General features: G+C 56.7%; 13 protein-coding genes. All 13 read left to right on the top strand.

Annotated features, from left to right (window positions below; genetic code table 11):
- On the top strand, positions 1-383 hold a 383-nt coding region (locus AAAC48_RS05030), incomplete at its 5' end, for an NADH-quinone oxidoreductase subunit J (RefSeq protein ID WP_340653119.1).
- On the top strand, positions 383-691 hold the full coding sequence (nuoK, locus tag AAAC48_RS05025; RefSeq protein WP_340653121.1) for an NADH-quinone oxidoreductase subunit NuoK: 309 nt from the start codon (positions 383-385) through the stop codon (positions 689-691). The genes AAAC48_RS05030 and nuoK, both read left to right, overlap by 1 nt.
- Positions 692-698: 7 nt before the next feature.
- On the top strand, positions 699-2,690 hold the full coding sequence (nuoL, locus tag AAAC48_RS05020) for an NADH-quinone oxidoreductase subunit L (RefSeq protein ID WP_340653118.1): 1,992 nt from the start codon (positions 699-701) through the stop codon (positions 2,688-2,690).
- Positions 2,690-4,195, top strand: a complete 1,506-nt coding sequence (locus AAAC48_RS05015; RefSeq protein ID WP_340653117.1) for an NADH-quinone oxidoreductase subunit M — start codon at positions 2,690-2,692, stop codon at positions 4,193-4,195. The genes nuoL and AAAC48_RS05015 overlap by 1 nt, the downstream gene beginning before the upstream one ends.
- Positions 4,196-4,215: 20 nt before the next feature.
- Positions 4,216-5,640: an NADH-quinone oxidoreductase subunit NuoN gene (gene nuoN / locus AAAC48_RS05010; protein WP_340653116.1), complete on the top strand. Its 1,425-nt coding sequence runs from the start codon at positions 4,216-4,218 to the stop codon at positions 5,638-5,640.
- 5 nt (positions 5,641-5,645) lie between these two features.
- A complete protein-coding gene (locus AAAC48_RS05005) occupies positions 5,646-6,485 on the top strand; it encodes a biotin--[acetyl-CoA-carboxylase] ligase (protein WP_340653115.1) in 840 nt (279 codons plus the stop codon).
- 22 nt (positions 6,486-6,507) lie between these two features.
- Complete coding sequence (locus tag AAAC48_RS05000; RefSeq protein WP_340653114.1) at positions 6,508-8,181, top strand: ribonuclease J; 1,674 nt, start codon at positions 6,508-6,510, stop codon at positions 8,179-8,181.
- Positions 8,182-8,189: 8 nt separating this feature from the next.
- Complete coding sequence (mce, locus tag AAAC48_RS04995; protein ID WP_340653113.1) at positions 8,190-8,594, top strand: methylmalonyl-CoA epimerase; 405 nt, start codon at positions 8,190-8,192, stop codon at positions 8,592-8,594.
- A complete protein-coding gene (locus AAAC48_RS04990; RefSeq protein WP_340653112.1) occupies positions 8,595-8,864 on the top strand; it encodes a DUF1467 family protein in 270 nt (89 codons plus the stop codon).
- Positions 8,865-9,435: 571 nt separating this feature from the next.
- On the top strand, positions 9,436-10,764 hold the full coding sequence (proS, locus tag AAAC48_RS04985; RefSeq protein ID WP_340653111.1) for a proline--tRNA ligase: 1,329 nt from the start codon (positions 9,436-9,438) through the stop codon (positions 10,762-10,764).
- Complete coding sequence (locus AAAC48_RS04980; protein WP_340653110.1) at positions 10,761-12,047, top strand: lipoprotein-releasing ABC transporter permease subunit; 1,287 nt, start codon at positions 10,761-10,763, stop codon at positions 12,045-12,047. The genes proS and AAAC48_RS04980 overlap by 4 nt, the downstream gene beginning before the upstream one ends.
- Before the next feature lies 1 nt (position 12,048).
- Positions 12,049-12,732, top strand: a complete 684-nt coding sequence (locus AAAC48_RS04975) for an ABC transporter ATP-binding protein (RefSeq protein WP_340653109.1) — start codon at positions 12,049-12,051, stop codon at positions 12,730-12,732.
- Between the two features lie 383 nt (positions 12,733-13,115).
- A complete protein-coding gene (gene dnaE / locus AAAC48_RS04970) occupies positions 13,116-16,625 on the top strand; it encodes a DNA polymerase III subunit alpha (RefSeq protein WP_340653108.1) in 3,510 nt (1,169 codons plus the stop codon).
- Positions 16,626-16,631 lie beyond the last annotated feature (6 nt).

The following is a 16,631-nucleotide window of genomic DNA, read 5'->3' as shown; positions in this document are numbered from 1 at the left end:
CTGAATTGAAGAGCGGCGCGCTGCAATATGCTCCCATCGGTGCGCTTGTCGGTCTGATCCTTGCCGCCGAACTTATCATCGTGCTCGGCGGATCGGTGTTCGCACCGAAACTTGGAACCGTTGCTTTCCAGCCAACGCCCGATGTGGCGACGCGCACCAATACGGCGGCGCTCGGTGACATCCTCTATACGGACTACATTTACTTCTTCCAGATTGCAGGCCTTGTGCTTCTGGTCGCGATGATCGGCGCGATTGTGCTGACGCTTCGTCACAAGCCCAATATCAAGCGCCAGAACGTTTCCGAACAGGTCGCGCGCACGCCGGCAACGGCAATCGAGGTCAAACAGGTTGAGACAGGCAAGGGCCTGACAGAGGTGTCATGATGGAAATCGGTATCGCACATTATCTCACTGTTTCTGCCCTGCTGTTTACCCTCGGGATCTTCGGCATCTTTCTCAACAGGAAGAACGTTATCGTCATTCTGATGTCGGTCGAATTGATTCTGCTCGCAGTCAATCTCAACTTCGTGGCGTTTTCTGCCGCCCTGGGTGATCTGGTCGGCCAGGTCTTTGCATTGTTTGTCTTGACCGTCGCCGCCGCAGAGGCAGCGATCGGTCTTGCTATTCTCGTCGTGTTCTACCGCAATCGTGGGTCGATTGCCGTTGAAGACGTCAACATGATGAAAGGTTGACGGGGGCATGCTGTATCTGGCGATTGTCTTCCTTCCGCTGCTCGGCTTTCTGATTGCGGGTCTTTTTGGCTCGTCGATCGGCGCTAAGGCGAGCGAATATGTCACGACCGGCCTGCTGATCGTTTGCGCGATCCTTTCCTGGATCGCCTTCGGCACCGTGGCATTCGGCCATGGCGAAGCTTTTAAGGTACCGGTTGCACACTGGGTCGAGTCAGGATCTCTTAGTTTCGACTGGGCGCTGCGCATCGATACGCTGACTGCGGTGATGCTGGTCGTCGTCAATACTGTCTCGGCGCTGGTTCATACCTATTCGATCGGCTACATGCATCACGATCCGGATCGGCCGCGTTTCTTCGCTTATCTCTCGCTTTTCACCTTCGCCATGCTGATGCTGGTGACCGGTGACAATCTGGTGCAGATGTTCTTCGGCTGGGAAGGCGTGGGTCTTGCCTCGTACCTCCTGATCGGGTTCTGGTACAAGAAGCCATCGGCCAACGCCGCTGCCATCAAGGCTTTCATCGTAAACCGCGTGGGTGATTTCGGCTTCCTTCTCGGTATCTTCGCGCTGTTCGTGCTGTTCGATACCGTCCAGTTCGACACGCTGTTTGCCTCTGCGGCACAATATCTTCCTGCAGAAGGCGCCGCTGAAGGCGGTCAGACCGTTCTGAATTTCCTTGGCTATACCCTCGACAAACAGGGCGCGATTACTATTGCCTGCCTGCTGCTCTTCATGGGCGCGATGGGCAAGTCCGCGCAGTTCCTCCTCCACACCTGGTTGCCAGACGCCATGGAGGGCCCGACACCAGTTTCGGCACTGATCCATGCAGCGACGATGGTTACCGCCGGCGTATTCATGGTTGCACGCCTGTCGCCGATCTTCGAATTGTCGCATACCGCCTTGATTTTCGTGACGTTTATCGGTGCGACCACTGCATTCTTTGCGGCAACCGTTGGCCTCGTTCAAAATGACATCAAGCGCGTCATCGCTTACTCGACCTGTTCGCAGCTCGGCTACATGTTCGTTGCGCTTGGTCTTGGCGCCTATGGTGCCGGTATCTTCCACCTGTTCACGCATGCTTTCTTCAAGGCGCTGCTGTTCCTTGGTGCGGGTTCCGTCATTCACGCCGTATCCGATGAGCAGGACATGCGCCACATGGGCGGCCTGCGCAAACTGATCCCCCAGACCTACTGGCTGATGGTCGTCGGTACGGTCGCGCTGACAGGTCTCGGCATTCCCGGCACGCTCATCGGCACAGCCGGGTTCTTCTCCAAGGACATGATCATCGAGTCGGCCTATGCATCGCACAGCCCGGTTGCCGGCTATGCCTTCATCCTTCTCGTAATCGCCGCTATCTTCACCAGTTTCTATTCATGGCGCCTGATTTTCATGACCTTCCATGGCAAACCGCGCGCAAGCCACGATGTTATGCACCACGTGCATGAATCGCCCTACGTCATGCTGGTTCCGCTGTTTATCCTGGCGTTTGGTGCGCTGTTTGCGGGCGTTGGCTTCCACGAATACTTCTTCGGGCACGAATATGCCGAGTTCTGGAAAGGTGCACTCTTTACCGGTCAGGAAAATGAGATTCTCGAGGAGCATCATCATGTGCCATTCCTGGTAGCGATGTCGCCGTTCCTTGCAATGGCAGTAGGATTCATCGTCTCGTGGTATTTCTACATTCGCTCCCCCGAAACGCCGAAGAAGCTGGCTGCAGACCACCCTGGTCTTTACCAGTTCCTGCTCAACAAGTGGTATTTCGACGAGCTTTATGACTTCCTGTTCGTTCGTCCGGCGAAGGCTCTCGGCCGTTTCCTGTGGAAGCAGGGCGACGGCTGGTTGATTGACGGCCACGGTCCAGACGGTATCTCCGCACGTGTCGTTGACGTCACCAACCGGGTGGTGCGCCTGCAGACCGGTTATCTTTATCATTATGCGTTCGCGATGCTCATTGGGGTCGCCGCACTCGTCACGTGGATGATGCTGGGGAGCAACTTCTGATGACCGACTGGCCAATTCTCTCGACTGTTACCTTCCTGCCATTGGTCGGTGCCTTTCTTGTTCTGATGATCCGGGATGACGGTGAATCTGCACGCCGCAACATCCGCAACGTGACGCTGTGGACAACAATCATCACGTTCCTGCTGTCATTGCCAATCTGGTATTATTTCGACAACGGTCAGGCTGGTTTCCAGTTTGTCGAAAAGGCCGCATGGCTCGATTCCGGTATTTCCTACCATATGGGTGTCGATGGCATTTCGATGCTGTTCGTCATCCTCACCACCTTCCTGATGCCGCTTTGCATCCTCGCAAGCTGGGAAGCGATCCAGACCAGAGTCAAGGAATACATGATCGCGTTCCTCGTGCTCGAAACGCTGATGATCGGCGTCTTCTGTGCGATCGACATTGTCCTATTCTACGTTTTCTTTGAAGCCGTGCTCTTGCCGATGTTCATCATCATCGGTGTCTGGGGCGGCAAGCGCCGCGTCTACGCCAGCTTCAAGTTCTTCCTCTACACGTTGCTCGGCTCGGTGCTGATGCTGCTGGCCATCATGGCGATGTACTGGCAGGCCGGCACCACCGACATTCCGACCCTGCTGGCCTATAAGTTCCCGGCGTCGCTGCAGACCTGGCTTTGGTTGGCTTTCTTTGCCTCCTTTGCGGTCAAGATGCCGATGTGGCCGGTACACACCTGGTTGCCGGATGCGCATGTCGAGGCACCAACGGCCGCTTCCGCCATTCTGGCTGGTATCCTGTTGAAGCTCGGTGGATATGGTTTCATCCGTTTCTCGATACCGATGTTCCCGGTCGCCTCGGCCGATTTTGCTCCACTGATTTATACGCTGTCAGTCGTCGCCATCATCTACACATCGCTCGTCGCGCTGATGCAGCAAGACGTCAAAAAGCTGATCGCCTATTCGTCCGTTGCTCATATGGGCTATGTCACGATGGGTATTTTCGCTGCCAACGAGCAGGGCATCCAGGGCGCCATATTTCAGATGCTCTCACACGGCCTTGTGTCCAGCGCCCTGTTCCTCTGCGTTGGTATCGTCTACGACCGCACCCACACACGCGAGATCGCGGCCTATGGCGGCCTCGTGAACAACATGCCGAAATACGCGGTGGTGTTCATGATTTTCACCTTGGCCAATGTCGGCTTGCCCGGTACCTCCGGCTTTGTCGGTGAGTTCCTCACCTTGCTGGGCGTCTTCCGTGTCAACACATGGGTTGCGCTGTTTGCTGCCAGCGGTGTCATTTTCTCCGCTGCCTATGCGCTCTGGCTCTATCGCCGGGTCATATTCGGTGCACTCGACAAGGACAGCCTGAAATCGCTCCTGGACATGTCGCCGCGTGAAAAAGCCGTGATGTATCCACTGGTGATCCTGACGATCTTCTACGGCGTTTATCCGATGCCTGTCTTCGATGCGACGGCAAGCTCTGTCCACGCCCTGATCAATCAATACAATAACGCGCTGTCTTCAGCTGCCACACTGGCGCTGAAGTAGCAGGAAGAGGCCAAACCGACATGATTGCCAACCTGACGCTTATGGCTCCTGAACTGCTGATTACGGTGGGTGCATTGGCTCTCCTGATGATCGGGGCGTTTTCCGGTGAGCGGGCAAATGCGCTCGTCACGGGTCTCGCAGTTGCCTTGCTGCTGGCTGCGCTTGCCTTGGTCGTCCTGTTTCCGCAGGATGGTCACGTCTTCGGGCGCGCTTTCGTCAGTGATCCGTTCTCCCGCTTCATGAAGGTGCTGACCCTCGTCGGTTCAGTTGTGACGCTTGTCATGTCAACGGGTTTCGCCAAGGCAGAAAAATTCGACAAATTCGAATTCCCGATCCTGATCCTGCTGTCGACCCTCGGCATGCTGCTGATGATCTCGGCAAATGATACCCTGTCGCTCTATCTTGGCCTGGAACTGCAGTCGCTTGCACTCTATGTTGTCGCTGCAATCAACCGTGACAATGTCCGTTCGACGGAAGCTGGCCTGAAGTATTTTGTGCTTGGCGCCCTGTCGTCCGGCATGCTGCTCTACGGCATATCTCTGGTCTATGGGTTTACCGGCCACACTGGATTTGAAGCAATCGCACAGGCGCTTGGCAGCGAACAGCGCCAGCTCGGCGTCGTGTTCGGCCTTGTGTTCATTCTGGCGGGCCTTGCTTTCAAGATTTCGGCCGTGCCATTCCATATGTGGACGCCGGACGTTTACGAGGGTGCGCCGACACCCGTCACGGCCTTCTTCGCCAGCGCGCCAAAGATGGCTGCAATGGCTCTGCTTACCCGAGTGGCAGTCGAGACCTTCCAGCCGATTACCCATGACTGGCAGCAGGTCATCGTGTTCATCGCCATAGCGTCGATGGTTCTTGGCGCGTTCGCTGCGATCGGTCAGCGCAACATCAAGCGTCTGATGGCTTATTCTTCCATCAGTCACATGGGGTATGCGCTCGTCGGGCTCTCCGCCGGCACCTTGGTCGGCGTGCGCGGCGTGGCAATTTACATGCTGATATATCTGGTCACCACGCTCGGCACGTTTGCGTTCATTCTCGCAATGCGCCGCAAGGACGGCAATGTCGAGCAGATCGGCGAACTGTCAGGCTTGTCGCGTACGAACCCTATCATGGCGACGATGCTCACGATCCTCATGTTCTCTCTTGCCGGCATTCCACCGCTGGCGGGCTTCTGGGGCAAGTGGTACACTTTCCTCGCCGCGATGCAGGCCAATCTCTACGCATTGGCGATCATTGGTATCGTCGCATCGGTCGTGGGAGCGTTCTATTATCTGCGTATCATCAAGATTATGTGGTTCGATGAACCTGCTGGGGCTTTTGTTCCGGTGGCCGGTGAGTTGCGGCTGGTCCTCGGCGTCTCCGGCCTGCTGGTCCTGTTCTATGTACTGATCGGTGGGCCTGTCAGCACATACGCGGAAGCCGCCGCCAAGACCTTCTTCTAAGCTCGATGGGATTCTCACTTTCGCCTCTGGCACAGCAAAACGGCTATCGGCTGGAGGCGTTTGAGACGATCGGCTCGACCAACGCCGTGGCGTTGGAGCGTGCGCAGGCGGGTGATGCGGGAAAATTGTGGATCGTCTCCAAGCAGCAGGAGAGCGGCCGCGGCCGACGCGGTCGGGCCTGGGCCACTTCTCACGGTAATCTTGCGGCATCGCTGCTGCTGACCGGCCGCTTCGAGCTCAAGACCGCGGCAACGCTCGGCTTCGTTGCCGGGCTTTCACTGGCGGATGCGCTGGACGCGGTTTGTCCGGCAGCCAGATTCTCGGTTGGCCTCGACGGCGCGGGAAACGCTGGATCCGGCAAATCGCCACTGCGCGTCGAGTTGAAATGGCCAAACGACTTGTTGGCGGGCGGCGCGAAACTTGCTGGCATCTTGCTGGAATCGACACAACTCCCGGATGACCGTTTTGCCATCGTTATCGGCATTGGCGTCAATGTCGTTACTTATCCCGAAGATGTTCCTTACCCGGTGACGTCGCTAGCCCATCTCGGCGCCGACTGTGACGCTGAAACGCTGTTTCTGGCGCTGTCCGATGCGTGGGAAGTGAACAGCTGCATCTGGGGCGAGGGACGTGGACTGGCTGAAATACGCAAGCGCTGGCTCGCACGGGCGGCAGGACTTGGTAGTGAGGTGGCGGTGCGAGTCGACGGAAACGTCCTGCGTGGTATATTTGAAACGATTGACGAGGACTGCCGCTTCGTTATTCGCGACAATGATGGAGAACGGGTGAAGATTGCCGCCGGTGACGTCCATTTTGGTGCTGTTGCGTCGGCAAGTGCTGAATAGAATTCAGTTTTTAGGAGTATAAATGGCAAATTCCGATCAAGCGGAACTTGTTTTCCTTCCCCTGGGCGGTGTCGGTGAGATCGGTATGAACCTGGCCATGTATGGCTACGGTCCCGCGCACAAGCGAGAATGGGTGGTCGTCGATATGGGCGTGACCTTTGCCGGCCCGGACCTTCCGGGTGCTGATCTCGTGCTGCCCGATATTCGTTTCTTGCAAGCCGAGCGGCAAAATCTCAAGGGCATCGTGATCACTCACGCCCATGAAGATCATTACGGAGCCCTGCTTGACCTGTGGCCCCTGCTCAATGTGCCTGTCTACGCATCGCCATTCACAGCCGGTCTGTTGGAGGCAAAGCGCCAATCGGAGCCCGGTGCGCCGGACATTCCGGTTACGATCTACCGTGCAGGTGAGACCTTCAATGTTGGTCCTTTCGAATTCGAAGCGCTCGCCGTGACTCACTCGATTCCGGAACCGATGTCGCTCGCGATCAGAACGCCACTCGGAACGATCGTTCATACCGGCGACTGGAAGATGGACCCTGAACCATCACTCGGGCCGCTCATCAATGAGGCGCGGTTTCGCGCACTCGGGGATGAGGGCGTTCTCGCCATGATGTGCGATTCCACCAACGCGTTGCGTGAAGGCGAATCACCATCAGAACGGGAAGTGGGTGAGAGTCTGCGCAACATCATCGAGAACGCCCGGGGCCGCGTCGCTATCACGACTTTCTCGTCCAATGTCGGGCGTATTCGTTCCATTGCGCTGGCGGCAAGAGACGCAGGCCGTCAGGTCCTGGTACTTGGCCGGTCGATGAAACGCATGATCGATGTGGCGAGCGAACTCGGCTATCTTGACGACGTTCCGGAGTTTCTTTCCGAAGAAGACTATGGCTATGTTCCGCGTGAAAACATGGTCATCATCCTGACCGGCAGCCAAGGCGAGTCGCGTGCAGCTCTTGCCAAGCTCGCCCGCGACGAGATGCGCAATGTCGCGCTGTCCGCGGGCGATACGGTAATTTACTCGTCGCGTACCATTCCGGGCAATGAAAAGCCGATCATCGAGACCAAGAACCTATTGATCGAGCAGGGAATTCATATCATTTCAGACGACGATCAACTCGTGCATGTGTCCGGCCACCCGCGCCGGAATGAGCTGAAGCGCATGTATGAGTGGGTGCGTCCACGCATTCTCGTGCCTGTCCACGGTGAGGCGGCACATCTCGTAGCGCAGGGATCCTTGGCGGCCATGGCCGGAATTCCGGAGGTGCCGCAAGTGCGCAATGGCGATGTGCTGCGACTGGCGCCGGGCAGAGCCGAAATCATCGATCAGGCCCCTTTCGGGCGGCTCATCAAGGACGGCAAGCTCATCGGCGACGAGGAAGAGGTTGGTATCGTTGATCGCCGCAAGCTCTCCTATGTTGGCCATGTTGCGGTTTCGATGCTCCTGGATGAGCGGTACAATATTATCGAAGATCCGGAAGTGGTTCCGTTCGGCCTTCCTGAAAACGATCATGAAGGCGAGCTTCTTGAAGATTTGCTCTATGATGCCGCAGTCGGCGCCGTTCAGAGCATTCCCCGCGAAAAACGCAAGGATATTGCCATGGTACGCGAAGCGGTTCGCCGTGCCGTGCGCGCCGCTGCGAACGAAGTATGGGGCAAAAAACCGATCGTCACCGTCTTCGTGACCCGTCCTTGAGGTAGGTGATGCTCGGCCGTCTCAACCATGTCGCAATTGCTGTGCCGGATCTGGCTGCCGCATCCGCGATCTATCGCGATACGCTTGGTGCAAAATTGACCGAACCGCAGGTTTTGCCTGAGCACGGTGTGACTGTGGTCTTCATCGATGTCGGCAATACGAAGATCGAACTGCTGGAACCGTTTGGCGATGATTCTCCTATTGCGTCGTTCTTGGCTAAGAACCCTTCGGGCGGCATGCATCATGTCTGCTACGAAGTGCCCGATATTCTTGCGGCGCGTGATCGGCTAAAAGGGCAGGGTGCGCGTATTCTTGGCGATGGTGAGCCAAAAACCGGCGCGCATGGCAAACCCGTTCTGTTCCTTCACCCCAAGGATTTCAACGGGACGTTGATTGAACTGGAGCAAGTCTAAATGCCAATCGCTACAGCCATGGCAGTCTATTTCATCCTCTGGTGGCTGACGCTGTTCACCATGCTGCCGATCGGCCTGCGTACGCAGGGCGACGAAGAAGATGTGACCCTCGGAACACCGGCAAGTGCGCCGCACAAGCACCGGATGGGCCGGGTATTCCTGCTCACGACGATAATTTCAGCCGTTATTTTTGCCATCTTCTACATCGTGAACCAGAAACTGGGTTATGGCGTCGACGACATCCCCGTGTTTTTCCCGCAGTTGAAATAAATGTGGAATGTCACGCTGCAATTTTGGACGTGGCGCCGGCTCATTAGCCAGCAAGCGGGTCGAATCCCGCTTTGCGGCAATCTGCAGAAACAAACACCAGTTCGTTGCGGTGGGAAGAACAGCTCATTTTGCCATGTTGATCAAATATTACTTTAAGAAACCCATGTAACCGATTGAATATCTGAAAATCGACAAAAAAAATGCAAGGCTTTCACCTTGCATTTCAAGATCGCGTCTGACCCGATCCATTTGCATGGCGGCTGCGTATTACCGCGCCACAGGTCACATCCTCCCAAGACTTTGACCGCGTAGGAAAGCAGAATTTTTCTTACTTTCTCCTTATGATTAAAAAAATAGCGGACTGCCTTCGAAATGTCACGAAAAATATTCGTTGCGATCACTTTTTGCTTACAAATCTGGCAAAGCCCTGAATCTGCGATGAATTGCTGGCTCTTTCATTTGCGGTTGCGGGTTCCCAACCAGCCCCGAAGTCGTTAAGAAACATCGACTTTGCACTTGGTTTTGCCTGATTCTTAAAGCACTCAGGCTTTGTTCAATTTGGTGATCTTCCATGCGGCTTTCCCGTTATTTTTTGCCCATCCTTAAAGAGAATCCCAAGGAGGCGGAAATCGTCTCTCATCGGCTTATGTTGCGTGCCGGTTTGATCCGTCAGGAATCGGCAGGTATCTATGCCTGGTTGCCGGCCGGTCTCCGCATCCTCAACAAGGTCAGCAACATTATTCGCGAGGAGCAGAATCGTTCCGGTGCGATCGAGCTGCTCATGCCTACAATCCAGGCCGCTGACCTTTGGCGTGAAAGCGGTCGATATGATGCCTATGGCGACGAGATGCTGCGCATTAAGGATCGCGGCGAGCGTGAAATGCTCTACGGCCCGACGAACGAGGAAATGATCACCGAGATTTTCCGGGCCTATGTGAAGTCCTATAAGGATCTGCCGCTTAACCTTTATCACATCCAGTGGAAATTCCGCGACGAGCGCCGTCCGCGCTTCGGTGTTATGCGCTCGCGTGAATTCCTCATGAAGGACGCCTATTCGTTTGATCTCGATTTTGAAGGTGCCAAGGCGGCCTATAACCGCATGTTCGTGGCCTATCTGCGCACTTTCTCACGTCTGGGAATCAAGGTGATTCCCATGCGCGCTGATACGGGCCCGATTGGCGGCGAGCTCAGCCACGAGTTCATCATTCTTGCCGAGACGGGTGAAAGCCAGGTCTTCTGCGACCGCGCCTATCTCGACCTGCCGGTCCCCGGATCCGATACGAATTTCGATGACGATGCTAAGATCGCTGATATCGTCACACGGTGGACAACGCCTTATGCGGCGACTGACGAAATGCATGATGAGGCTGCATGGGGTAAGGTCGGTGCCTCCGACCAGCTCGCTGCGCGCGGAATCGAGGTTGGGCACATCTTTCATTTCGGCACGAAATATTCCGAACCGATGGCTGCAAAGGTCAGCGGTCCCGATGGCAAGGATCACCTGGTGTCGATGGGTTCCTATGGCATTGGTCCTTCGCGCGTCATCGCAGCGATCATCGAAGCTTCGCATGACGAGAACGGCATCATATGGCCGAAGGCCGTCGCGCCATTCGGAGCCGGTATCGTCAATATGAAGCCAGGCGACGAAGCGTGCGATGCTGTATCGGCGAAGCTCTACGAAGCTCTGACAAATGCAGGGCTTGAGCCGTTGCTGGATGATACGGATGATCGCCCCGGCGCAAAGTTCGCGACGATGGATCTGATTGGCCTGCCAACGCAGGTGATTGTCGGCCCGCGCGGCGTTGCCGCTGGCGAAGTCGAGATCAAGGATCGCGCAACCGGTGTACGTGAAACCCTGAGTATTGAAGCAGCAATCAACAAACTCGCAGGACCTTTATGACTGAAAAGGCCATTACCGCGACATCCGGTTCCAAGCCGTTCTCATCCTATGAACGAATGATCGCCTGGCGCTATTTGCGTGCCCGGCGCAAGGAGACGTTTATCTCGGTCATCGCCGGGTTTTCATTTACCGGAATCATGCTGGGCGTCGCGACGCTGATCATCGTCATGGCAGTCATGAATGGCTTCCGCAGCGAGCTCCTGACCCGTATTCTCGGGATCAATGGCCATGTCATCATGCAGCCCGTGGACCGGCCGTTGGACGATTATGATGCGGTGATCAAGCGGATCGACGCTGTGCCGGGCGTTTCCTTCGCAATTCCGGTGGTCGAAGGGCAGGTACTGGCCAAGGGCAATGTCGGCGCCGGCAGCGGCGCTCTGGTGCGCGGCCTGCGCGAAGAAGACATTGCGAAACTCCAGCTCGTTGCGAAAAATGTTCGTCAGGGGACGTTCGAGGGTTTCAATACCGCTGGCGGCGTCGCCATTGGCACACGAATGGCCGAAAATATGGGGCTGGGTCTGGGCGACAGACTCACCCTCATTTCCCCGGAAGGCGATGTGACGCCGCTCGGTATGGCACCACGCGTCAAATCCTATCCTGTGACAGCGATCTTCGAGATCGGTATGTCCGAATATGATGCCTCGATTGTGCTAATGCCGCTTGGAGAGTCGCAGCTCTATTTCAATCAGGAAGACAAGGTTCAGTCGATAGAGATATTCGCCCAGAATCCGGACAACGTCGATGCGTTGAAGAAGCCGATCGAAGATGCGGCCCAGCGGGCACTGATGCTGACTGACTGGCGTCAGCGCAACCAGACATTCTTCTCGGCGCTGCAGGTCGAGCGCAATGTGATGTTCATGATCCTGACGCTGATCGTGCTGGTCGCGGCACTTAACATCATTTCCGGTCTGATCATGCTGGTGAAGGACAAGGGGCACGACATTGCGATCCTTCGCACCATGGGGGCTACGCGAAACTCGATTCTGCGCATCTTTCTCATGACTGGGGCCGCAATTGGTGTCACGGGGACGATTGCCGGTGTGGTTCTTGGTGTTGTCGTCTGTCTCAATGTCGAGCGAATCAGGGAGTTTTTCTCCTGGATTTCGGGGACGACGCTGTTCAATCCGGAGCTCTATTTCTTGAGCACATTGCCCGCCAAGATGGATTTCAATGAGACCTTTTCGGTTATTCTCATGGCGCTCGTTTTGTCATTTCTCGCAACGCTCTTTCCCGCATGGCGCGCGGCCACGCTCGATCCCGTTGAAGCCTTGAGGTATGAATAAAATGTCAGCAGGGCCCATTCTTCAGCTGACGAGCGTCGGCCGTCGGTACAATGAGATTGGCCGCGAGCTGGTCATTCTCGATAGCGCCAATTTTTCGCTCGGCAGGGGTGAGATGGTGGCGCTTGTCGCACCTTCCGGCGCCGGCAAGTCGACCTTGCTGCACACTGCCGGACTGCTGGAGCGGCCGGACAGCGGCGATGTGATCCTAGATGGCCGGTCTTGCGGATCGCTTTCCGACGAGGACCGCACCGCGATCCGCCGTAATGATATCGGCTTCGTCTATCAGTTCCATCATCTCCTGCCGGAATTCTCAGCCCTCGAGAATGTAATGATGCCGCAAATGATTCGCGGCATGAAACGCGGCGTAGCTTCGGAACGAGCCCAGCAATTGCTCGATTACATGAAAGTCGGCGCCCGAGCCTCGCACCGGCCAAGCGAACTCTCCGGCGGTGAACAGCAGCGCGTGGCGATTGCCCGTGCCGTGGCAAACGCCCCATTGGTTCTTCTGGCAGATGAACCGACAGGCAACCTCGACCCCGTGACATCATCTTATGTGTTCGAGGCTCTGGAAGCGCTGGTGCGCCAGTCGGGCCTGTCAGCGATGATCGCGACACATAATTTCGAACTTGCTCGCCGCATGGACCGGCGTGTAACGCTCAAGGACGGCAAGATCACCAATCTCTGATCCACCACACCCATTCCATTTTACCTTCCGTTAATGTTTCGAAAACCATAGCGCCAATGGGCGCCTTGGTGTGCTTGACTTTGGAACAAAAAAAGAACAAAACAGAGACATAGCGACAACTATGAAGGGTTTTACCGATGAGCGAACTTTTCCAGGACGTCATGTCATTCGTTACAGTCAGCCTGTTCATTGCGACCTTTGCAATGTGGGTCAGCGCAATCTGAAAAGAGCGGGATCGCACGAATCGCCTTTCCGAGATCAGGCGGTCCCGCGTTCTGTCCACTGTTGAAGCACGCTGAACTTTCAATTCAGGTGGACACGTCATCGCGCATGTCGGACTATGGCACCGCGGTGAATCGGTTTCTCCGTTCAAGACTTCGGAGATGGAACAATTGGCAGACGGGCAGGTTAAAGGCGGCGAGATCAATGCTACCAAACAAGCATTGCGCTTCGTTCACCTGAGGGTTCACTCCGCCTATTCACTGCTTGAAGGCGCCTTGCAGGTCCCCAAGGTCATTGATCTTGCTGTGTCGAACAAGGCTCCTGCGATGGCCATTACCGACACAAATAATCTCTTTGGTGCGCTGGAGTTCGCGCAGAAGGGATCAAAGGCAGGGCTGCAACCCATCATCGGTTGCCAGCTCGATATCGCCTTCCATGATCAGGTCGAGGAGAGCCGCAGCGCCAACCGCCGCGAAGCACTTGGTCTCGCGCCGCTCGTTTTCCTTGCTGCAACCGAAGAGGGCTATGCCAACCTGGTGCGGCTTGTCAGCCGTGCTTATCTCGAAACACCTGCCGGCGATCCCGTTCACATCGCTTCCGCCTGGTTGCCGGGCCGGACTGAAGGCATCATCGCCCTGTCCGGCGGCCCGGACGGGGCCATCGCCAAGGCGATCAAGGATGATCGAGTCGATCGTGCGCGCCAGCGGCTCAGCTTTCTTAGATCATTGTTCAGCGACCGGCTTTACATCGAACTGCAGCGCCATCGCGGCTATGACCGCGCGCTTGAAGCTGCACAGGTTGAACTTGCCTATGAGCTCGAACTGCCGTTGGTTGCGTCCAACGATGTATTCTTCTCCAAAAGTGCCGATTACGAAGCGCATGACGCCCTGCTGGCGATTGCCGCAGGCTCGCTCCTGTCGATCGATGACCGGCGCCGGCTAACGCCAGACCATTATCTCAAGAGCGAAGACGAGATGGTGCAACTGTTCTCTGATCTGCCTGAGGCGGTGGAGAATACCGTGGAGATCGCGTTGCGCTGCTCCTATTACCCTAAGAATCGCGCACCGATCCTGCCACGCTTTACCGGTGAGAGTGACGATCCGGATGCAGCGCTTCAGGCCGAAGCGGATGAGCTGGCCCGGCAGGCGCGCGAGGGCCTCGCGCAACGCATCGAGACACTGGGGCTCGCTGGCGGCCACACACGCGAGGAATATGCCGAACGCCTAGAATACGAGATATCCATTATCACCCGGATGAAATATCCAGGTTATTTCCTCATCGTTTCCGACTTTATCAAATGGGCGAAAGCCCATGATATTCCTGTTGGACCCGGGCGCGGCTCCGGTGCGGGTTCGCTCGTCGCCTATGCGTTGACGATTACCGACGTCGATCCTCTCCGCTTCTCGCTGCTGTTCGAGCGCTTCCTTAATCCGGACCGCGTGTCGATGCCTGACTTTGATATCGACTTCTGTCAGGATCGGCGCGACGAGGTCATCCGTTATGTCCAGGGCAAATATGGCCGCGATCAGGTGGCGCAGATCATCACATTCGGTACGTTGCAGGCCCGCGCCGTGTTGCGCGATGTCGGACGAGTGCTGGAAATGCCCTATGGCCAGGTCGATCGACTGACCAAAATGGTACCCGCTAACCCGGCAAATCCGGTAACGCTTTCCAAGGCGATCGAGGATGAACCGCGCCTGCGGGAAGAGCGCGACAAGGAGCCCGTGGTCGAACGGCTGCTCGATATATCGCTGAAGCTCGAAGGGCTTTATCGCCACGCCTCGACCCATGCTGCGGGTATTGTCATTGGCGACCGGCCTTTGTCGGAGCTGGTGCCGATGTACCGCGATCCGCGTTCGGATATGCCGGTCACGCAATTCAACATGAAGATGGTGGAAGAGGCAGGGCTGGTCAAATTCGACTTCCTCGGCCTGAAAACCTTGACCGTGCTTCAGACCGCCGTCAATCTCGTCAAGCGGCGCGGCAGTACGGTGGACCTTTCCAATCTGCCGTTTGACGACAAGCCCACCTACGAGATGCTGTCGCGTGGCGAGACCGTCGGCGTGTTCCAGGTGGAAAGTACCGGCATGCGCAAGGCACTGATCGGTATGCGGCCGGATCGCATCGAGGATATCATTGCACTCGTCGCGCTCTATCGACCCGGTCCGATGGAGAACATTCCGACCTACAATGCGCGCAAGAATGGCGATGAGGAGATGGCGTCGATCCATCCGAAAATCGACCATCTCGTCAAGGAGACCCAGGGCGTCATCATCTATCAGGAACAGGTGATGCAGATTGCGCAGGAAATGTCCGGCTATACGCTTGGCGAAGCAGATCTTTTGCGCCGCGCTATGGGCAAGAAGATCCGCGCCGAGATGGATATGCAGCGGGTACGATTTGTCGACGGCGCCGTTGAACGTGGTGTGACCAAGCCGCAAGCGAACTTCATTTTTGACCTGCTCGCGAAGTTTGCTGACTACGGTTTCAACAAATCGCATGCTGCGGCCTATGCGATCGTGTCGTTCCAGACCGCCTATATGAAGGCGCACTATCCGGTCGAATTCCTCGCTGCATCAATGACATACGACATGTCGAACACCGACAAGCTCAACGACTTCCGCCGCGAAGCAGTGCGGCTCGGCATCGAAGTCGTCACACCGTCGGTCAATACATCCTACCGCCTGTTCGAGGTCGGAGAGAACCGTATCTTCTATTCGCTGGCAGCTATCAAGGGCGTTGGCGAAGCGGCGGTCGATCACATTGTCGAGAAGCGTGGCGCGACACCCTACGCCAGCCTCGAGGATTTCTGCGAGCGAATCGACCCGCGGGTGGTCAACCGGCGTGTCTTCGAAAGTCTGATCAACGCGGGCGCCTTCGATTGTTTCGGACGCGAACGGCCGGCGCTGATTGCCGGGCTCGACCGCATCGTCGGCCACGCGCAGCGCACACAGGAAGACAGTGTCAGCGGTCAGGCCGATATCTTCGGTGGCATGGCAGGGGGCGGGGTCCAGACGATTCAACTCCCCGCGGCAGCGCCGTGGCTCTCGGCGGAAAAGTTGCGACGGGAATTCGAAGCGGCTGGATTTTACCTTTCGGCGCATCCGCTCGATGAATATCGGCCAATCCTGGAAAAGATGCGGGTGCAGACCTGGGCAGAATTTTCGGCGGCAGTAAAGCGTGGTGCCAATGCCGGACGCCTGGCAGGAACCATCACGGCCAAGCAGGAGCGCAAGACCAAGACCGGCAACAAGATGGGAATCATCCAATTCTCTGATTCTTCAGGACAATTTGAAGCGGTGCTCTTCTCGGAGGCCCTTTCGCAGTATCGCGATCTGCTGGAGCCGGGCAGGTCGGTCGTGGTGACAGTTGGCGCCGAAGACCGGCCGGAGGGGATCAGCCTGCGCATCCAGACCGCGCAATCGCTTGAAGATGAGGCGACGCGCATGCAAAAGGCGCTGCGCCTCTATATGCGCTCCAGCGAGCCCCTAAGCGCCATTACACCGTATCTGGCGCCGCAGAATGATGGCCAGGTTGTCAGCCTGATCCTGATCAAGGAGAATGGCGCGACGGAGGTCGAAATCGAATTGCCGAACCGTTACCGCGTCGGGCCGCAGGTAGCGAGCGCCATGAAAGCCATTCCCGGCATCGTCGAAGTTGAGATGGGATGAAGCCTT

Origin of the sequence: Phyllobacterium sp. (genome assembly GCF_037994405.1) — a bacterium.
Classification (GTDB): Bacteria; Pseudomonadota; Alphaproteobacteria; order Rhizobiales; family Rhizobiaceae; genus Phyllobacterium.
This window is presented reverse-complemented; position numbering and strand designations above follow the sequence as displayed.